Annotated in this window: 16 protein-coding genes; all 16 read right to left on the bottom strand. The window is 42.4% G+C overall.

Annotated features, from left to right (window positions below):
* Window positions 1-208: 208 nt before the first annotated feature.
* Window positions 209-1,816 carry a type I restriction-modification system subunit M gene (locus tag J1C91_RS02475; RefSeq protein ID WP_125439283.1) on the bottom strand — a complete coding sequence of 536 codons (1,608 nt, stop codon included), beginning with the start codon at window positions 1,814-1,816 and terminating at the stop codon, window positions 209-211.
* A gap of 58 nt (window positions 1,817-1,874) precedes the next feature.
* Window positions 1,875-2,420 (bottom strand): hypothetical protein, encoded by a 546-nt coding sequence (locus J1C91_RS02470; protein WP_185761347.1) that lies wholly within the window; start codon window positions 2,418-2,420, stop codon window positions 1,875-1,877.
* 17 nt (window positions 2,421-2,437) lie between these two features.
* Complete coding sequence (locus J1C91_RS02465) at window positions 2,438-3,658, bottom strand: restriction endonuclease subunit S (RefSeq protein WP_125439285.1); 1,221 nt, start codon at window positions 3,656-3,658, stop codon at window positions 2,438-2,440.
* Window positions 3,659-3,673: 15 nt separating this feature from the next.
* Entirely contained in the window at window positions 3,674-6,256 is a 2,583-nt protein-coding gene (locus J1C91_RS02460) for an AbiH family protein (RefSeq protein WP_314865282.1), read from the bottom strand.
* Window positions 6,257-6,486: 230 nt separating this feature from the next.
* The gene (locus J1C91_RS02455; RefSeq protein WP_185761349.1) at window positions 6,487-7,239 is read right to left on the bottom strand and encodes a DUF6261 family protein; all 753 of its coding nucleotides are present in this window, start codon (window positions 7,237-7,239) and stop codon (window positions 6,487-6,489) included.
* A gap of 435 nt (window positions 7,240-7,674) precedes the next feature.
* Entirely contained in the window at window positions 7,675-10,662 is a 2,988-nt protein-coding gene (locus tag J1C91_RS02450; protein ID WP_125439291.1) for a type I restriction endonuclease subunit R, EcoR124 family, read from the bottom strand.
* Window positions 10,663-10,801: 139 nt separating this feature from the next.
* The gene (locus tag J1C91_RS02445; RefSeq protein ID WP_125439293.1) at window positions 10,802-11,254 is read right to left on the bottom strand and encodes a GNAT family N-acetyltransferase; all 453 of its coding nucleotides are present in this window, start codon (window positions 11,252-11,254) and stop codon (window positions 10,802-10,804) included.
* Complete coding sequence (locus J1C91_RS02440) at window positions 11,255-12,100, bottom strand: aldo/keto reductase (RefSeq protein WP_125439295.1); 846 nt, start codon at window positions 12,098-12,100, stop codon at window positions 11,255-11,257.
* Window positions 12,101-12,176: 76 nt separating this feature from the next.
* Window positions 12,177-12,371 carry a hypothetical protein gene (locus tag J1C91_RS02435; protein WP_002918060.1) on the bottom strand — a complete coding sequence of 65 codons (195 nt, stop codon included), beginning with the start codon at window positions 12,369-12,371 and terminating at the stop codon, window positions 12,177-12,179.
* Between the two features lie 157 nt (window positions 12,372-12,528).
* A complete protein-coding gene (gene nagA, locus J1C91_RS02430) occupies window positions 12,529-13,680 on the bottom strand; it encodes an N-acetylglucosamine-6-phosphate deacetylase (RefSeq protein ID WP_032909878.1) in 1,152 nt (383 codons plus the stop codon).
* A gap of 240 nt (window positions 13,681-13,920) precedes the next feature.
* Complete coding sequence (rbfA, locus tag J1C91_RS02425; protein ID WP_002908941.1) at window positions 13,921-14,271, bottom strand: 30S ribosome-binding factor RbfA; 351 nt, start codon at window positions 14,269-14,271, stop codon at window positions 13,921-13,923.
* A 175-nt stretch (window positions 14,272-14,446) separates the two neighbouring features.
* Window positions 14,447-17,239, bottom strand: coding sequence for a translation initiation factor IF-2 (infB, locus tag J1C91_RS02420; RefSeq protein ID WP_125439297.1), 2,793 nt, complete (start codon window positions 17,237-17,239; stop codon window positions 14,447-14,449).
* 19 nt (window positions 17,240-17,258) lie between these two features.
* Window positions 17,259-17,555 carry a YlxQ-related RNA-binding protein gene (locus J1C91_RS02415; RefSeq protein ID WP_125346887.1) on the bottom strand — a complete coding sequence of 99 codons (297 nt, stop codon included), beginning with the start codon at window positions 17,553-17,555 and terminating at the stop codon, window positions 17,259-17,261.
* Window positions 17,548-17,844, bottom strand: a complete 297-nt coding sequence (gene rnpM, locus J1C91_RS02410) for an RNase P modulator RnpM (RefSeq protein ID WP_002893558.1) — start codon at window positions 17,842-17,844, stop codon at window positions 17,548-17,550. Before rnpM ends, J1C91_RS02415 begins: the two co-directional genes overlap by 8 nt.
* Window positions 17,845-17,854: 10 nt before the next feature.
* Window positions 17,855-19,111 (bottom strand): transcription termination factor NusA, encoded by a 1,257-nt coding sequence (gene nusA, locus J1C91_RS02405; protein ID WP_312023182.1) that lies wholly within the window; start codon window positions 19,109-19,111, stop codon window positions 17,855-17,857.
* 59 nt (window positions 19,112-19,170) lie between these two features.
* Window positions 19,171-19,659 (bottom strand): ribosome maturation factor RimP, encoded by a 489-nt coding sequence (gene rimP, locus J1C91_RS02400; RefSeq protein WP_032912391.1) that lies wholly within the window; start codon window positions 19,657-19,659, stop codon window positions 19,171-19,173.
* Window positions 19,660-19,849: the final 190 nt, after the last annotated feature.

Below are 19,849 nucleotides of genomic sequence, written 5' to 3'. Positions count from 1 at the left end.
CAATTCATACAATCCTAACAAATTTAACCAAAACGTAATAATGGCGAATGTTCTAACCAAAAACTGCTATATGATAAAGTTTCAAGTCTCTATTTATTTGAAATACAGAATAAATACAGTTTAAAATCCGGAAATAAGAAAAAACCAATCAGAACAAGCGCAGAGTGCTCTAGTTTGATTGGTTTGTGATAGGTTGTTTATTAAGATATTATTTCTCAAACTCAGTCAAAAACTTCTCTAGTTCTTCCTGAGCTTCAGGCGTTGTGCCTCTGAGCTGGCCCAGCATGTTTACAAGTTCAGCTGTTTTACTTTCAATCTCCTTATTAGTACGATTAATCTTAGTCACAATCTCAGTCAATGGCTCGACTTCTTCTTCCTCAAAAGTATCTACGTAGCGAGGAATATTAAGATTGTAGTCATTTTCGACAATTTCTTCAAAGCTGGCCAGATGGGCAAACTTATCTACGTCTTCCCTAGCCTTATAGGCTTTCAGAATCTTGTCAATATGAGCATCCGTCATAATATTCTGGTTCTTGCCCTTGTCAAACTCCTTAGACGCATCAATGAAGAAAACATCACGGTTCGTCCGATCTTTCTTGAGAATGATGATAGTCGTTGGAATGCTGGTATTAAAGAATATATTAGCAGGGAGTCCAATGACTGTATCAATTGCCCCTTCCTCTAGAAGAGCCTTACGAATCTTACCTTCGGCATTGCCCCTAAAGAGGACACCATGAGGCAGGACGATAGCCATGACACCGCCGACCTGCTTGAGGTGATAAAAGCCATGTAGGAGAAAGGCAAAGTCTGCCTTAGACTTAGGCGCCAGAGCACCAAAACCAGAGAAACGTGGATCCTGCAGGAAACCATCTGCTGCTGACCACTTGGCTGAGTAAGGCGGATTCATCAGTACTCCGTCAAAGTTGGTCGGCTCCTGGGTCGGCCAGTCTTCATCCAAAGTATCAGCATTATGGAGAAATTGGTTCTCAATCGGAACGCCGTGCAGAATCATATTCATCCGAGCAAGGTTATAGGTAGCAGTATTAAGCTCCTGGCCGAAGTAAGAGACAGTCCCTGCCTCATGAGAATAGCGCTTGGCATTGAGCAGCAGCGATCCTGAGCCCATGGTCGGGTCATAGAGAGTGAAGCCTTTCTGATCTTTACGCCCTAGAAAAGCAATCTGGGTCATGAGCTTTGCGACGGGCTGAGGCGTATAAAACTCGCCGGCTTTCTTGCCCGAGTCAGTCGCAAACTGGCCGATCAGATATTCATAGGCATCGCCTAGCATATCGCCAGCATGACCTGCCACATCTAGGACAGCCAGCTCCTTCATAACCGCAGCTACTGTTTGATTTTGCTTCTGAGGCGTTGCTCCTAACTTTTTGGAATAGAGGTCAATGTCCTCGAAGAGATTTTCAAAGAGCTCATCGCTCTGCTCAATATTACGAAAGCCCTGGGCTAGATGCTCCAGCTGGAAAGTACCGCTATTGACCTGCAGCACCAAGTTCGTAAAGGTCAGATCTGGCTCCATGGCATAGGACAGCTCCTGCTTGATGACATCGATTAGATCAGCCTTGGTCTCCTCATCCTCATAGTAGCCACGGTAATTATCCAGCGCCTGCTCCAAGTCTTCCGTTTCCTCCCCCATGGTCTCTGCCACGAAAAAGAGCAGCTTATCGGACAGGTACTTATAAAAGACCATGCCTAGCAGATAAGACTTGTAGTCATTAGCATCCATCTTTGAGCGAAGCACATCTGCTGAGTTCCAGAGGGCCTGATAAAGCCCCTGGGATGTTTGAATTGTTTCTTGTGTCATAAGTTTCTTTCTAGTTGTTAGGGTGTTAGTAGAGAAATTGAGATAGTAGAATCAAGTTCTAGTATATAATTTTATCACCAATGATATTTTCGAGATAAGGTCGTATATTATTTATAATTAGCGCATTTATTTTCTTTTGTTGCTGTTGAGATGGTGGCTTTTTTTGATTAAACATTTTAATAAGAAAATTATAATCATTAATTGGTGTATAATCGTTGTATATACTAGGTTGAAAAGCGCCATTTTGGTAAAGATATTCAATTAATTTACGAGAAAAATATTCTGAAGATAAGGTAATAAATTTATTATCTCGAATGGCGTGCAGAAGAGAGAACAGCTTTTCATGTACAGTTGTAAAGTCGTTCAGATCCTGTCTATCAAACTTATTGATACACCGACTACCAATTGGCACTAATTCATTACCATTGTTATTCTTAATCGTATAGCAATATTTAATACATTCTTTTCCACAAATACATGAAGATAATAAGTTTTCATCCTCATAACAATCAACTATCTCCCATTCATGGACTGCATCATTCCAATTATTGCTTTCTGAATTATTTATAACTTTTAAAATTAGATTATCGTTATATGAACTCATCTGTAAAATCTCCATCTTTAATTTAACATATCCTGCAAAAGCTTTTTCTTCAAGGTTTCCAACTGAGAAATCATATCTTGGTATGAATTGATAAGAGTGTCAAGATTAGAGAAGAAATTAGCAATATCTAGTTGCTCTTTTGGTTCAGGGAACATAAATTTTAAACTAGAAAAATCTTTAAAACTGATGCTTTTACCATCACGTATTCCATAAGTAACTGTTTCAAGCAATTTAATAAAACTTTTAGAAGTTAGAATACAGTTCCAGAATTCTGAACAGTGACTATCTTTTTCAACAAAGTCAATAATTGTATAGGCCGGCGAAGTAATACCCTCAATTTTTGAAAGAGCAAATCCACCTTGAAACGATCTTAAATGGATGACAAACTGATTTGGCTTAACTACTTTATAATTTATTAAAGTAGTATTATCGTACTTGATATCAATACCAATTTCATCGCGTAATACCATTCCATTAACTTGTGAAGCAGAAAGAACAGGCAAATCCGCTCTATTTTTTTCAGAAACAGATTTAAAGATTTTATCAGCTCTATCTCGCTTCCACTCCCCACCAAATCCAGCCAAACGAATTTCTGGAACATTCTGACCACTCTTGGGAAACATCTTGGACAACATGGAAGATTTTAAGTCCTGATAGTTGGTGAGTTTTTCCTTATAAACAGCCAACAAATCGTCTAGAGTGCGAAAGAGGGAGCCAATAGCGGATTGTTCTTCTAAAGAAGCAGGAATAGTCATTTTCATGCTCTTCAGTATTGATGTAGATAAATTACCAATTGCACCATTTCCTCCCTGAATAAATTGTAATACCTTTTTATACTCCTTAGAACTCATCCAGGCATTTACAAAAGTATTCTGTTCAGCCTTAATAGCTAGCATGAATCCCCCATGAACAGCCAACTCATCGTCTGATAAATTTTTAACAATCGCATGTTTTCCCACCAACTTTGTTGAACCGTTAGCAGCTGTTACTAAAATATCGCCATTGCTTATTCTAGGAATATTTACTGCTCCCTTATCAACAAAAACATCATCGTCTGATATAACAAAAGTATCTTCTGCGATGTTTGAGCTTCTTAAAACTCTAACACCATTGTTCCTCACGTCACTGGGTTTATAGGTCAGTCCCCTTCTAATTTCTACTTGTTCTATCAACAAGGACTTCTGCCAAGCATCTTCAAAATCAGCGTATCTTAACTTGGGTAACGTATTTTCTTCCATCTATTCAATCTCCATTCATAAACGATATCTTTCATGCAAGTCAGCTGCAAATTTTTTAATTGCAACATTGAGTTCTTGTCGATAATGCAACTTATTTTTATTGTTCTTATCGGGAAACTCGTTATAATTTGCTGAATTTCTTAAATCCGTTTCACCAAGCTGCTTGCCATTCTTATTTCCAGTATCAAAATTTAACACATAAAAAGTCAATGCTTGTCTATCAACTGCCCATTTTTTAGCAAATTCACTAATTTCTTTTTCGATTCTACTAGCTTCTCTACAATTAATATCTCTCGAATCATCAGAATGTAGCAATTTATTTTCAGTAAGATAATCTAAAATCATTTTCGAAACCTTATCCACAGTTTCAATAGCTGTATTTCTAACTTCTGCTTCTCGAGGAAAAGAAGTCTCAAAGCTCTTTACATTCGCGTTTTCTTCAACAACTTTCTTATGTGGAGTTGTCATAGCAAGACCAATCCCCGGCCCTAAATCATCAAACAGCACATCACCTGAGGGTAACGCTACTTCAGATTTTGTTTGACTAACTTCCTGTTTCAATCTTTGTGTACTTTGTTCCCTCAACCATAATTTTATAAGTTCTGTTTGTTCACCATTATAAGTGATTTGTTGCGTATTAGGAATAACATCAAAAAGCAATTCCCGACTTTCATCAATGGCTGATAACTCTATCTCTTTCAGATTTGATAAATGTTTTGTCTTTTTGTTTTCGTTTTTATCATCGCTCTTGAAGTTAAAAAGAGAAGAAAATTTGTATACTTCCTTTTCTTTTCCTAGTTCCGTAAAAGATACATCTATCAGCTTAAGAACCCTAATACTTGTCGAAAGAGTGATACCTGATAAACTAGGTTCACTGTCCACTTCTTGAGCATCTAATATAAAGGTTGATACATTCGGAAAATCTACTTTAAGACCAAATCCGCCTGTAATTGGATAATCTAACTCAACATAACGACTGTTTTGTGAAAAAAACATCAACGAATCTTTTGTATTAATATTCAAATTCCCATGGACAATAATTTTTTTTAAAGTTTTGCTAATTGTATTATTTTTAGCATCTATATTAATTTGAGTTGTATCATTATTATTTTCACTTATTTCTAAATATTCAATATTTTGAAGACGGCTTATATCGATATCATCTACAACTACTTCGTCACCAGAATAAAAACTACAATCTCTAATTTTTAATTTTTGGCAATTTTCAGCATTTAGAATGAGAGTTGTTAATTTGTCAATACTTAATGAAGAATTCGTAATTTCGATACGCTTACTTTTTTTAACACATGTGACAAATTCTTCCATTTCAAACAAGTCGTCTAGAACTGGCTTATCATTATTGATTTCTTTTACTTTATCAAGTATTATATTTAATCCGTCGATGTTAGTTTCTTGTATATCTAAAAAACTTAATATTTTTTTAAAAGCTTCACACTCTAAACGACTAGAAATTTTAATGTATTGAAACTGATTAAATATAAAAAGTTTATTAGTTAAGATAAATTTATCAAAAGGAACAGTGATTGGCAATGATGTATTAAATATTCTTTTTAATAGCTCAATGTCAGTATTACCTAGCTGAATTGAATTAGGATTATTAACTCCAAATTCTAGATTTTGTTCTTTAGTATCAATCAAAATATCATAGAAAGGTACTAAAACTATTTTTTCTAAAATTTCTGAGCTCAACACCTTACTAATCATCTGCAACTTAATTAGATAGTCATTACCGTAATAAAATAAGTAGATTCTTTTAGATTTTTCAAAAACTTTAGATAAAAACGGTAAGTCACTTCCGTATATAGAATGTCCTATTATAAATGTATCAACTGAATTCTCTTGATAATTATTTATTTTTGCTAATAATTGTGTACGTTTTTCAAATAAATCTGTATCTTTTTTAATCCGAATAAGTTTATCATTGTCCATAGACCCCGGAACATTGAAAACGGTAAATTTTTCATTGCCAGTGAATCCACCACCAAAAATGATATTCTTTTCAAATAAGGAGCCGTGTACTTGAAAATAACTTGAACTTTTATTCACTCCAGGTTGTACTAACCCTAAGTCAGATAAAGTCCTCGTATAGTTAAAATTTATAACATCCGCTTCTTTAAAAATATTTTTGTAAACTTCATTAACTCCCAACCCCTTATTATTATTTCTTCGTGCTCTGTAATAATTATACCAGCTCTCATAGGTATCGGATAAATAATCCGAAAACAATTCTTCCAACTCTTTAAGATAGCCATTAATTTCAGTTATACTATATCTACTTCTGATTTCGTCATCACTATTGTAAGTTATTTCATTTATCTCTTTAATGTGACTTTCAAAAATAGACTCTAAATCATTCCAATTCAATGATTTACCATCAAACTTTTGCAAAAACAATTTATTAAAATTATAGATATCTTCGTTAGTTTCAAGTTTTTCTTCTAATCTTATATGTTCCACAAAGTTATTATATGAACTACGTATTCCAGCGCTAATATCAAAACCATTTCCAACGATAATCATTTTGTGATTAGTTGTTTTGAAGCTGGTTATTTTAACATTCTCTTTTTCATTTTCCATAATTTCCTCGGCCATTACACAAATACCTTTCTATATAAAACAAATGGTTAAATGTTTAAAACTCACTTCTATGAAAACCACACCTCTATCATTATATCAATTATCCCATATTCTATAAAGCATTTATATAAAAATCCAATGTATTATATCGACTTTCACCCTCACATTCCCTCACTATTGTCTATTACACGCAAAAATCCCCTAGAATTTATAATTCTAAGGGATTTTTCTTATCCTGTTACTTCCGGAGTCTGTTCCGGTTTGGTTTTCTTATTTGGACTGGCCAGGCGGCGCTTGCTGTCTCGGATAGTATTGAGATCCTTGAGGAGTTTGGCAAAGTGGGCTTTCTCGGGGTAGGCTTCTGCGGAGGCTGCGGTATAGCGCATAAAGAGGTCATAAGTGCGGGATATTTCCGCGCGCAGTTGCTTGGTCTTACCGACTTCCTTGCTGGACTTGGCTGCACGCGCTAGGGCTTCGGCCTTATCATAGTCTTCCTGAGCAGTCGTCACTGCGCTAATCACTGGTGAGAATCCCAGCGTACTTACTGCCGCATTGTAGGGCTCTTCCTTGAGGGTTTTGAGGAGACTCTTAATCTCAGCAGTAGCTACATCGTTATTATGCTTGGTGATATCCTTGTATTTAGTCAGGACTGGATCCAGTGTCTCATGGGCTTCCTTGAACTTCGCTTCCTTTATCTTAGCAAATCCCCTATGCAGGGTAAAAAGTCCGACCAGAGCGCTGTCCCGCTCCTTATCTACCTCTGCCAGACTCGTGGTCTGCTTCTTTTCCACGCTGGCTAGCTGTTCTTGGAATTCTTCTAGCTTGCTCGCAAAGGGCTCCAAGTGCGTGCTATACATCTCTTCGTTCTTGTTGGACTTGACAAAGTCTGTGATGATTTGACGAGAATCTGTCATCAAACTTTCAAACTCACGGTGAGTAAAGTTGCTATAGGTCAGGGGACGAATGGTGTAGTTAATAGTCATAATAAAACCTCTCCAATAATTTGATGAACTAAGTATAGCATGTGACAATAAATCTTTTGCAAGGCTGCCCTGAAATGTCATTTTTTATCCCTGAAATACCACTTTTTCAAAATCAAAGACATAAAATATCCCCACCCGATGATTTCTTTAACTTCGGATGGGGATTATTTCTCTTAAAAAATGAATTATCAAGGCATTTCACGCTTAGAACACTTTAAAATTTTAACAAACGCTAGTATTCGAACTTTAGAAAGCTTGTAAATTATAACAAACTACAACATACGACAGATAGAAAGCCTGGGTTTTCTCACAAACAGGACTATTCGAAAGTTAGATTATCCAAATATTTTAGTAAGTGCTCGTGTTCGGCTTTTAGATTGATTGGTTTTTTAGCCAGAGACTATTCTTCGAAGTTTTGATGATTCCCTTTTTCTCTTATCTCCCCGCTCTCAAGGGCTCGATGACTTCCTCAATCAGTCGAATGCAAGCTTCTTTAATTTCTTTTTTGTAGCGCAGAGGATTAAGAGCGCCTTCAACTTCCGTCTTGTACTCTTTGTATCGTTGGCTATGGTTTAGCTGACTCTCGCCGGCTTGTTTTTTCGCTCCTTTGCGGTAGTTATCGATGAAATAGCGAAGCTCATCTGCTCCAACATACCACTGCTTGGCAAAGGTCTGGACGTGTTGGTCAATGACTGATTGGATCATCTGATCTAGGATGTGGGAGATGGACTGACCGCGATAATTCTCAGGGTCTTTCTGGATTTCCTGCCAGAGGTCAGCGATAATCTGGGCTAAAGCTGGATTGGTCCTGCTGAGACTGGCGATATAGTCACCAACAGCTTGGACATCCTTTGGACTCAGCTCTCGGCTGTCTATATCCTCTTGAGAGATAAAGGCTTGGATGAGGGAGAGGATATAGCTGTAATTGATCTCATCAATATGGACAGATTCCAGCTCATAGAGGATATCCAAAGGCTCATCCTCGTCTGTACCGTCCTTGCGAAGCTTGAGCTCAGCAAGGATATTCTGATACAGGCCAAGATAATTCTCCAGACTCTCATCGCTAAGTCCAGTCTCCTGATAAAGCGTCTCCTTGTCATACTCAGCATAAACCTGGATAGAGGCCATATACTTGTCCAGTTGCTGGTAGCTTTTGGCTAGCTTCTTCAGCAAGGCTGTCGGGGCGCTTTCGATAGCTAGTCCATCCTCGGAGCTACTAGATAGCTGTCCCTGAAAATCAGCTAAAGCCCGGTCAAAGTTAGCTTTCTCCTCCGGCCATTCTGGAGCCAGCACCTCATTTTCTCCCCCATTGGAGTAGAGTCGCAGGGCATCGTCCACTGCATCCTTAAAGGCTAGTGGCTTTTGAAAGGTCATGATATGTCCATAGGACTTACGCTGATCAAAGATCCGATTAGTCCGACTGAAAGCTTGGATCAGATCCTGCGGCTGCATAGGCTTTCTATCAATATAGAGTGTCGATAGGCAAGGGGCATCAAAACCTGTTAGGAGTCTATTGACGACAATGACCAAGTCCAGCTGCTCATCTCGATAGAGATACTTCTCTTTCTTTCTGGATAGACGATTATTGACATCAGTATTAAAGCTCCCAAGAGTTGATAGACTGTAGTGAGTGCCAAACTCCTGATTGTAGTCATCCAAAGCCTGCTTCATCTTGTCCTGATTGACAGAGGATTCCTCTTCATTCTCTGTCACTGAGTAGGTAATAGTAAACTTAGGAAAGTCTGGCAGCACGCGCTTCGTCCGCTCAGAGACCTTAATGCGAGTCTGACCTTCCTTGACCTGTTTGAGCAGGTCATAGTAGCGTTGCGCCTGATGAATTGACTTGACAGTCAGGATGGCAGTATAAGTCCGGCCAACGCCATTTTCAAGACCCAGCTGACGATGGCTTTTATTGAGGATAGCATCCAGCACTTCCAGCATATGATCTTCATGCTCATAGGCACTATCTGGGATAGCTTCTTCTTCTGCGTCCGTGATAAGAGTGTTGCGATAGTCCACCTTGAAGCCTAGCACAGAATTGTCATGAATGGCTTCCTTGACCGTATATTCATGCAGACGCTCTCCATACTGCTGCTGGGTAGTCTGAGCCAAATCCCCTACCTGCTTGCGTTTATTTTCCCCAAAGATAGGTGTTCCAGTAAAGCCATACCAGAGCGAGTAGATAAAGAACTCGCTGAGAGACTTGTGAGCCTGTGGCGTGACAGCTCGGTGGCACTCATCCACAACAAAGGCTACTCTGAGCTCTTTGATTTTCTTGTATTCCCGCTGGTAATGTCCCTCTTCAAACTTGTGCAGCATGGCATTGATCTTCTGAATGGTCGTAACGACCAGCCCTTTATTATCTTCATAGAGACGGCTGATCAGTTCTTTAGAATTGTCCGTCTCATCAATATCAATGATATCATTGGCTGCATAAGAGAGAAAGCTAGAAGTCGTCTGATCATCGAGCTCTCTGCGGTCTACGACAAAGATTGTTTTTTGAATCGATGGGATTTGCAGGAGATTCCGAGCCACCTTATAGGAAGTCAATGTCTTCCCAGAGCCCGTCGTGTGCCAGATATAGCCCGACTCCTGACGCATGGAGGCTTCTCGGACGGCTTCAATAGCATGCACCTGATAAGGCCGCAGTAAAATAAGCGACTTTCTCACATCATCAATGACCGAATACTGCATGACCATCTGATGGGCACGCGGAATAGACAGCACTTGCTCCGCGAAGTCAAAGAGATCTGTAACCGGCTGGTTCTGGCTATCAACCCACCTGGTCAGAAACTGCGCATTGAGCTTGTTTTCCTTTGCAGCTGCGATATAACGGGTGTCAATGACATTGGATACGACAAACATCTGCAGGCTGGAGTAAATCCCGCGAAACTTCCCTTCCTTGTCGTAATTCTGGATTTGCCGAAAAGCGTCCAAAAAAGGCTTTTGACGGCTTTTCAGCTCGATATGAATCATGGGCAGGCCATTGATGAGCAAGGTCACATCCAGACGACGGTTCGGATCCATTGGATAGGCCTTGTCACGCTCCACTTGATGGACAATCTCATAGCTAGACTTGCCACCTGCCACATTGTCTCGCCAAATAACTGAGAGACGAACCTTTCCAAGTCTGGCATCTTCTCGCTGAACCTGGACTTTTGCAATTCCATTCTCACCTGCCAGCCATTTAGCTGCTTCATAGTAGTTGACAAAGTTGAGCTGGTTTTTGATTTGCTCCTTTTCCTGCGCAGTCAGCATCTGATCTTTCAAATCAGGCAGATTATTTTGCTCTAACTTAGCAAAAAAATTCTCCCACAGCTGCTCCTCTGTCCGCAACTCTTGCCGATAAGTCCATTGACTTTCTCCACTTGTCAAGCGCTCAATTAGCTGTCTTTCGATTTCCAATTCTTGGGTCTTCTTCATCTAACTCTCCCATATTAGTGTTTCGTTGGATATTGGTCTCATTTTACATCTCTCATTATAGCACATAAGCAGCTTGTTTTATAGTTTCTTCTGGCGGTAGAGATAAAAATCCCCAGCTCTTTTCAAACTGGGGATAGCTTTATATTTTTAATTCATATACTTCCTGCCAGCCGGCTGGTCCTAATATGCGCTGGGGCTTTTTGCTAAAGCCGGTCTCTCGGTAGAGATAGGAAGCTACTTGATTTCTCTCATTGACGCCTAGTATGATGCTTTTATACATAGGCAAATGCTCTCTTATGAAATCAGGCAAGAGCTTCAGCGTCTGACTACCGTATCCTCGCATCCGAAAGCCTTCATCCGTTGAAAAACTACGAAGGAGCAGGCTATCTGGCTGACCGCCATAAGCAAACTTCTTTTCTCCAGCATCCAAGATTAGAAAGGTTACAATTTGATCTTCTTCAAGACCCAAGATAGCATAGCGATTTTCCAAATCAGCGACAGCCTGGCTCGGATGACTGGTAAATCTCAAGTCGGTTAAATGGTAAGACTGCAAGGCTTCTCTATCTGAACTTCGATAGAATCGGATTTGCATCTAAAAATCCATCCCATCCGGATTTGGTGCGCCACCGGCCAAACCGCTGACATTTTTGAGCACTTCCAAGTCCGCAGCATCTAGCTCGATGCCAAAGCAGTCCAGATTGCTGGCAATCCGGCTCGGAGTGACCGACTTAGGCAGGGGCAGGAAGCCTTCCTGCAAACTCCAAGCTAAAGCGACTTGGGCAATGGTCTTGCCATACTTATCTGCCACAGCCTGCACGGCTAGATTTTGGAAGAGCTCACCTTGGCCAAATGGTCCCCAAGCCTCCAGTAAAATCTCATGCTCACGGCAGAAATTCACCGCCTCTGTCTGATAGACACCTGGAGCTAGGCGGATTTGATTGACAGCAGGAGTCATACGTGCTGTTTCAAGCAAGGCTTCTAAGTGATGAGGCAGGAAATTGCTGACGCCAATCGCTCGAATCTTTCCGAGATTATAAAGATCTTCCATAGCACGCCAGACTTCGGCATTGCGCTTTTTCCAAGCATTGTTTTCCCTCAGGGGTTTGGGATTCGGCCAGTGGATGAGGTAGAGATCCAGATAGTCCAGTCCCAACCGCTCCATTGAGGCCGCAAAGGCCTCTTGAGCCTCCTCATAAGTATGAATGTCATTCCAAAGCTTGGTCGTGATGAAGAGCTCCTCCCGCGGAATGCCGCTGTCCTTGATTGCCCGTCCGACACTCTCTTCGTTCTTATAGATAGCTGCCGTATCAATGTGACGATAGCCTGCCTTGAGAGCGGCTAATGTTGCTTGATAGGCTTCTTCGCCATCCTGAGCCTTCCAAGTACCGAAGCCCAGCACCGGAATGCCTACACCATTGTTCAAAAGATATTCTCTCATCTCATGTCTCCTTTACAAATTCCATCTACTGCCTCCAGCAAGGCAGCTACTATAGTGTTCACAAGAGCAAAACTGCTCACTTCTTTTCCTTTTTCTTCAGTATTGGCTTGGGTTTGAAGATATTTTCCTTGGTCGGCTCCATCCCTTTACTGAAAAAGCTATAGATAATGAAAGCAAGTCCTGCGACAAGGATCAAGATTCGTCCAAAGATCAGTCCCGCCAGCAGCAAAACAAGTCCCATTATCAAAAATTTCGCATCAATTCGTTTCATAGCCTACTCCTGTTTACATTATAGTCTCATTATATCACGCCTAAGAAAGCAATTCAAATCTAGGAGAAGGCTATCAAGTAGCTTGTCAATCAAAAAGAACAGGTTTCCCTGCTCTTTCTGAAAAATATAAGGAGACTAATTTAAATACCTGCGGTTCTCATACATGGAATCGTTCTTGACCATCAAGATAAGTAGCTACCAGCTCTAAATCTTTATCTAAAACGATAAAGTCAGCATCGTAGCCTTCCTTGATCTGTCCGCAGACATCATCAATATGGACGGATTTTGCTGGAATCAGGCTAGCCATCATAACCGCCTGATGAGGATTGGCAATGCCCCATTTGACCACATTTTTCAATCCGTCCTTGAGCTTGAGGATAGACCCAGCTAGATTGCCCGTTGACTTGAGCCGAGCTGTTCCTTCAGCCACAACCACTGGAAATTCTCCTAGCATGTAGTCACCATCTTCAAGACCTCCTGCGGTCATACAGTCAGTTATGAGAGCAATATTTTCATGTCCCTTCTGCTTGAGCAAGATGTCACAGGCCTTAGGGTCAACATGGTGGCCGTCACAAATCAGCTCTGCATAGGTGTGGGGTAGCTCATACATGGCACCAACCATGCCCAGCTCCCGGTGGGTCAAGCCCCGCATACCATTGTATGCATGCACCCACACACTAGCGCCTGCTTCGACCGCAGTTTTGGCTTCATCATAGGTTGCGTTAGAATGTCCCAAAGCAACGGTCACGCCCTCGTCAGTCAAAGTCCGGACAAATTCCTCCACACCATCACGCTCTGGCGCGAGAGCTATCTTATTGAGCAAGCCATTTGCGGCCTTTTGCCAAGCACGAAACTCATCCATGCTAGGATCTTTCATATAGGCCGGATTTTGAGCGCCTTTATACTTTTCGGTGAAATAAGGCCCTTCAAAATAGAGTCCGCGAATCTTGGCCCCGCTGGCTTCTTGATAGCGAGCACCGATATTTTCAGTAACCGCTAAGAGCCGCTCATAGGACGAAGTCAGCGTTGTAGGTAAGAAGCTGGTCACACCGGTAGTCAAGAGACCCTCACTCATGGTATGAAGAGTTCCTTCGATGTTGTTGTCCATGACATCAACACCGCCGAAGCCGTGAATATGAGTGTCCACTAAACCTGGTGCAATCGAGTAGCCACTGTAGTCTATGACTTCTGCATCCTGCGGAACAGACTGCACCAGCTTGCCAAACTTGCCGTCAATCAGCTCTAAATAACCGCCCTGACGGATTCCTTGAGGATAGAAAAATTGATCTGCTTTGATATATGTAGGCATAAGACTGCCTCCCTTGTTCTTGAATGCTATATTCTCGGCCATTCAAAGCGGAAGTCTGTGATAGAGCTAGCATCTTTCTATAGCTACTTTCTACCCCCCGCTTTTGAATCTCTGAGTTTTCTTGACTATATTATAACTCTTTCTTTTTTATTTGTAAATGGTATATACCTATTTTTGTAAAAAATTGTTATATTAAATTTAAAAAACAGAAAACCCAGCCATGACAGCTGAGTTTCTGCTTTACTTTTTATCTAAATCGCGCAGCATCTGGTCGATTTTATTGCCATACTCAATGGATTCGTCCTTGACAAAGGTCAAATCTGGAATCTTGTACATCTTCAGATTGTGACCCAGCTCTCGCTTGATGGTACCGGTCGCTTTTTCAAGACCAGTCTGAGCTTTTTGATTATCAGAGGCCAGATTACTCATAATCGTGTAGTAGACCTTGGCCATGGATAGATCGCCCAGCATCTGGACATCGGTAATGGTCACTCCCTGCACCCGCGGGTCACGAACTTTCTTCTGCAAGATTTCATTGACTTCGCGCTTGATTTCCATGCCCACACGGTCTGTACGAAAATTATTTGCCATGAGATTTCCTTTCTAATTTTCTTTTCTGCAATATAAGCTAGGCTAGGCCTAGCTTATATGTTTTGTTTTGGTTGATTAAGATTCGTTTTAAACTCTTGGTGAAAAAACGTGGGACTAGAAGTATAGACTTCCGCCAAATATGATTTTACTGCGAGTTTTTAACCTACTTCTTATCTTATTTCTTAATTTCTTCCATGACGTAGGCTTCAATCGTGTCATCTACTTGGATGTCATTGTAGCCATCAATCATGAGTCCACCTTCGCGGCCGTTAGTAACTTCCTTAACATCATCCTTGAAGTGCTTGAGGCTGGCAAGCTCCCCATCGTAAATCACGACACCGTCACGGATAACGCGAACCTTGGAATCACGGGTAACTTTACCGTTGATAACCATAAATCCACCGATAGTACCAACCTTGGAAACCTTGAAGGTCTCGCGGATAAGAGCTTCCCCGATAATCTTTTCTTCGTATTCTGGATCCAGCATTCCCTTCATGGCATCTTCCATTTCTTCGATAACCTTGTAGATAATGCTGTGAAGACGGATTTCGACATCATCAGCTTCTGCCTGTTGGCGAGCTTGAGATGTAGGACGAACGTTAAATCCGATGATGAAGGCATTTGAGGCTTCTGCCAGTGTTACGTCAGATTCATTGATAGCACCAACCGCTGAGTGGACGATGGTAATCTTAACGCCCTCCACCTCAATCTTCTGCAGGGAAGCAGACAGAGCTTCTACAGAACCTTGTACATCAGCCTTGATGATAACATTAACAGACTTGACTTCACCAGCTTTGAGGGTATCAAAGAGATTTTCCAGACTAACGCGGTGAGTAGCTTGACGCTGTTTGAGAAGGGCACGTTTGGCACGTTCTTCACCGGCTGCACGCGCAGCTTTTTCATCTTCATAGACCGCAAAGTGGTCACCAGCCATCGGAGTTTCATTGAGACCAGTGATAGAAACCGGTGTAGATGGTCCTGCCACCTTAACACGACGGCCCAAGTCATTGGTCATAGCACGAACCCGACCGAAAGTATTACCAACAACGATTGGATCCTGCACATTCAGAGTTCCTTGCTGAACCAGAAGGGTTGCGACAGCACCTTTTCCTTTATCCAGACGGGCTTCAATAACTGTACCAATCGCTCGAACAGTAGGATCTGCCTTGAGTTCTTGGATTTCAGCCACCAAGAGGACTGTTTCCAGTAAGCTATCGATATTTTGATTGAATTTCGCTGAGATTTCTACAAATTCAGAATCTCCGCCCCAAGCTGTTGACATGACACCATGCTCAGCCAATTCACCAATCACGCGCTCAGGATTCGCTCCTGGCTTATCAATCTTGTTGATAGCTACGATGATTGGGACATCAGCGGCTTTGGAATGATTGATAGCTTCGATCGTTTGCGGCATAACACCGTCATCAGCTGCAACGACCAGGATAGTGATATCCGTAACAGAGGCACCGCGGGCCCGCATAGAAGTAAAGGCCGCGTGTCCAGGCGTATCCAAGAAAGTAATCTTCTTGCCGCTTTCCTCGATCTGGTAAGCACCGATGTGCTGAGTGATACCACCTGCTTCACCTGTTGCTACGCGAGAGTTACGCAAGGTATCCAAGAGGGTTGTTTTACCATGGTCAACGTGTCCCATGATGGTGACAACCGGTGGACGCTCTACCAAGGCATCTTGGTTGATATAATCTTCTTCTACGAAGAAGCGCTCAATATCAGCTGCGTCAACTTCTACCTTTTTCTTAGCTTCGATACCATAGTCCACCATGAGGAGCTCAATAGTATCGCCATCAAGAGATTGGTTTTGCGTTGCCATTACGCCCATCATAAAGAGTTTCTTGACAATTTCAGCTGGCTCGCGCTTGATCCGTTTTGCAATTTCTGCAACGGTCATTCCGTCTGTATATTCAAATTCAGTTGGCAACTCATGGAACTTACGTTCTGTAACAGGTTTTGGTGCCTGATTATTGTTGCCCTTTCCTTTTTTATTTTTCTTGTTTTTATTCCAATTACTATTTCTTTGATTTCTCACTTGATTTTGACTGCTTCGATTCTTTTGTTGTTTTCTTGGACCTTCTTCTTCGCGATCAAAATCATCGCGCTTCTTATCTGGTCGAGCTTGCTTCTTACGACGCGTATCCACAGCAGCTGGCGCTGGGTTTGGATTCGCTGCCGGAGCAGATGGAGCTGGTGCAGGCTGAACTGGTGCACTTGCTTCTGCCTTAGGCTGCTCCTTGCGGCGGTTTTGCCGTTCCAGCACTTCTTTTGCTTCCTGAGCTTGCTTAAAGCGTTCCTCGCTGGAGCGAGCGTATTCAGCATTCTGCTCTGCTTTCAAAGCTGCTGCCCGAGCCTTAAAGTCAATCTTCGGTCCTTGAGGCTGTTGGCGGTTTTGACCGTTAAATCCTTGATGATTCTGACCATTGCGGCGGCCATCTTGACCACGATTATCACGACGGTCATTTGGACGATTGCCCCTATCTCGGTCGTTGCGGTTTCCGCGATTCTTATTTCGATTATCGCGATCCTCGCGCTTGCCTTGCTCTTTGTTTTGTGGTTTGCGGTTGCCTTGCTGCTTACGACGCTCTGCCTCTTCCTTGGCTCTCGCTTCACGTTCTGCCTTAAAGTTACGGCTTTGCGGGCGCTTGACTGGCGCTACCGTTTCTGCTTTCGCTTCTGGCTTAGCAGCTGCTTTTGCTTCTGTCTGTTCTGCCTTGACTGGTGCCGCCTCTTTGGCAGGAGTTTTTTGCGGTGATGGCTGAGCTGCTGCAGGCTTTTCTGCAGTAGCTTGAGGTGCGGCTGCTTTCTTGAAGCTGGATTTGATTCGCTCACCAGCGTCAGCTTCTACGCTGGACGAATGACTTTTGACATCCAGACCCAGCTCCTTCGCACGAGCCACTACCTCCTTGCTTTCTTTTCCCAGTTCTTTGGCGATTTCATACAATCTTACTTTAGACAAATCTTGTCCTCCTCTTCTATTACATAAGAGACCTCATTTTCTTTGTAAAACCAGCATCTGTCACGGCGAGCACTTTTCTGGCCTTGCCAATGGCAGAGCTTAATTCCAGTGTTGAAAACACGGTTGATACTTCTACTTGGTAGTAACGACTTTTATCAGTGATTTTCTTGCTGAGATTAGGAGCTGCATCCTGGGCCAAAAAGACCAGATGTGCTTTTCCTTCCTGGATAGCCTTGACGGTCAGCTCCTCACCAGAAATGATACGGCCGGCCCGCTGAGCCAGTCCCAGCATATTTGCAAGTTTCTCTTTATTCAAGACCTAACTCTCTTCTTTTGACCTTGTGATCGACATAAGCGATTAACTCATCATAGAAAGCCTCATCCACTTCCATACTGAAGCTGCGGTTAAAGACCCGCTTCTTCTTAGCTTGAAGGGCTTCCTGATTGTCCAGCTTGATATAAGCTCCACGGCCGTTGGCCTTGCCTGTCGGATCGATAAAGACTTGACCTTCCTTGTTCTTGACAATCCGCAGTAAATCACGCTTGTCAATCACTTCGTTGGAAACCACTGATTTTCTTAAAGGGATTTTTCTTGTTTTTGCCATTCCAGCCCCCTTAGTCTAGTTCTTCAGCTTCGCTTTCTAAACCAACTGTTTCCAGTACAGTTTCCTCTGCAGTTGCGTCAAAGTCTGTCGCTTCTGTTGCTGAAACCTCTGTCTCTAGAACAGCTGCATCCCCAAGAATTTCTTCTGCTTCCTGAGCAAATCCGCCCAGTTCATTGGCTGCTTCCATTTCTTCAAACTCTGTGGCAGACTTGATATCGATTCTAAAGCCTGTCAAATGAGCTGCCAAGCGTACGTTCTGTCCGCGACGGCCGATAGCCAGAGAAAGCTTGTTGTCCGGTACAACAACCAAGGCCCGCTTGTTATCTTCTTGGTTAAAGATAACTTGGTCAACCTCTGCAGGAGCAATAGCGTTGTAGATAAATTCAGCTGGATCTGCTACCCACTCGATGACGTCGATATTTTCTTCAGTCGGCACCATACGGCCACTCTTCGGATCGTATTTGGCAGGATGGAACTTGCTCGTAATTTTCTTGATATTGGCTCCACCGCGTCCGACGATTGTTCCGATGGCATCCACATTAGGGTTGTGGCTGCGAACCGCTACCTTGGTCCGATCGCCTGCTTCCCGTGACACGCTCATGATTTCCACAGTTCCGTCATAGACTTCAGGGATTTCCTGCTCCATCAAGCGCTTGATCATTTCTGGATGGCTGCGGCTGACAAAGACATTGACACCACGAGGATTATCTTCTACCTTGTAGACAAAGACTTCGATGCGGTCATGAGAGGCAAAGACCTCACCAGGAATCTGGTCTTGCTTCGATAATTGTGCTTCAATGCTACCAAGATTGACATAGATAAAGCGATTGTCAAAACGCTCCACCGTTCCTGACATGATTTCATTTTCATGCTCTTTATAGGTATTGTAGGTGATTGCTCGGGTCTGCTTGCGCATCTTTTCCATGATGGTTTGCTTGGCAGACTGAGCAGCGACCCGGCCAAATTCAGCTGGTGCTTCTTCAAACTTGATCTTGTCTCCCAACTCATAGGCTGAACTAATAGCCAAGGCATCTTTGAGACTGATTTCCAAACGGCTGTCAAAGACCTCGTCCACGACTTCGCGAACAGTATAGACACGGAAATCTCCTGACTTTTCGTCAAACTCAATGGCTGCGCTGTCTGCCTGACCATAGCGACGACGATAGGCTGAGCGGAGTGACTCAGTCACTGCGTCAATGATATCTTCTTTCTTGATTCCTTTGTCTTCTTCCAAAATACGGAAGGCCTCTAGCATTTCTTTACTCATTTTCATATAACTTTTGCCGAAACAAAAGTGTTCCTTTCTTTTCTATATTGCTTCTGCGGCTAAAACTTAACGGCTAATCTGGCTTTGGAAACCAGACTGTAGGGAATTTCGACTTCTTTTCTGCGAGTCTTGTCCAGATATTCCATGTGCAGAACATCCTCTTCAAAGCTCAGCAAGGTGCCTTCAAAGACTTTCTGCTTGTCAACAGCCTTATAGAGACTGACATGGATATAACTGCCGACTGCATCGGATAGCTGTTCCTTGGTCTTGAGCGGACGCTCCAAGCCCGGACTGGTCACTTCCAGAAAATACTGTTCTGGGAAGGGATCTGGCTTGATTTGATCCAAGAGCGGACTGATAATATCCGTCAAATCCGCTGTATCATTGACCGTAATGCCCTCAGGTTTATCTACAAAGACACTGAGAACGTAGTCCCCGCCCATCTTTCCGTACTCAATATCGACTAATTCATAGGGGGCCAAAATGGCTGGTTCAATAACCTCCCTCACCAATTCAACAATCGTTGCGATATGACGACACCTCCTCACAGATAAGAGGCGAAGATACTTCCTCGCCTCTCTTTCCTTATTCATTATTAGTATTATAGCACGACAAGTCCCAGAATGCAAGGGAAATATGCTGTACAAGCTTTTAAAGACGGAATCCCACTTAAAACGATCTTATTTTTAAGCAAAATTCTTTCCTAATAATAAAGTCTTCAAGGAGTATTTCCTAGAA

The organism is Streptococcus sanguinis (assembly GCF_050222175.1).
In the GTDB taxonomy this organism is placed as follows: domain Bacteria; phylum Bacillota; class Bacilli; order Lactobacillales; family Streptococcaceae; genus Streptococcus; species Streptococcus sanguinis_M.
Note: the sequence above shows the minus strand (reverse complement) of the source record. Positions and strands in the feature narration are given on the sequence as shown.

Excerpts from the sequence above, each read along its gene's own strand:
- J1C91_RS02475 (WP_125439283.1), bottom strand. The coding sequence starts at position 1,816 with ATGACACAAGAAACAATTCAAACATCCCAGGGGCTTTATCAGGCCCTC.
- J1C91_RS02470 (WP_185761347.1), bottom strand. The coding sequence starts at position 2,420 with ATGAGTTCATATAACGATAATCTAATTTTAAAAGTTATAAATAATTCA.
- J1C91_RS02465 (WP_125439285.1), bottom strand. The coding sequence starts at position 3,658 with ATGGAAGAAAATACGTTACCCAAGTTAAGATACGCTGATTTTGAAGAT.
- J1C91_RS02460 (WP_314865282.1), bottom strand. The coding sequence starts at position 6,256 with ATGGAAAATGAAAAAGAGAATGTTAAAATAACCAGCTTCAAAACAACT.
- J1C91_RS02455 (WP_185761349.1), bottom strand. The coding sequence starts at position 7,239 with ATGACTATTAACTACACCATTCGTCCCCTGACCTATAGCAACTTTACT.
- J1C91_RS02450 (WP_125439291.1), bottom strand. The coding sequence starts at position 10,662 with ATGAAGAAGACCCAAGAATTGGAAATCGAAAGACAGCTAATTGAGCGC.
- J1C91_RS02445 (WP_125439293.1), bottom strand. The coding sequence starts at position 11,254 with ATGCAAATCCGATTCTATCGAAGTTCAGATAGAGAAGCCTTGCAGTCT.
- J1C91_RS02440 (WP_125439295.1), bottom strand. The coding sequence starts at position 12,100 with ATGAGAGAATATCTTTTGAACAATGGTGTAGGCATTCCGGTGCTGGGC.
- J1C91_RS02435 (WP_002918060.1), bottom strand. The coding sequence starts at position 12,371 with ATGAAACGAATTGATGCGAAATTTTTGATAATGGGACTTGTTTTGCTG.
- nagA (WP_032909878.1), bottom strand. The coding sequence starts at position 13,680 with ATGCCTACATATATCAAAGCAGATCAATTTTTCTATCCTCAAGGAATC.
- rbfA (WP_002908941.1), bottom strand. The coding sequence starts at position 14,271 with ATGGCAAATAATTTTCGTACAGACCGTGTGGGCATGGAAATCAAGCGC.
- rnpM (WP_002893558.1), bottom strand. The coding sequence starts at position 17,844 with ATGGCAAAAACAAGAAAAATCCCTTTAAGAAAATCAGTGGTTTCCAAC.
- nusA (WP_312023182.1), bottom strand. The coding sequence starts at position 19,111 with ATGAGTAAAGAAATGCTAGAGGCCTTCCGTATTTTGGAAGAAGACAAA.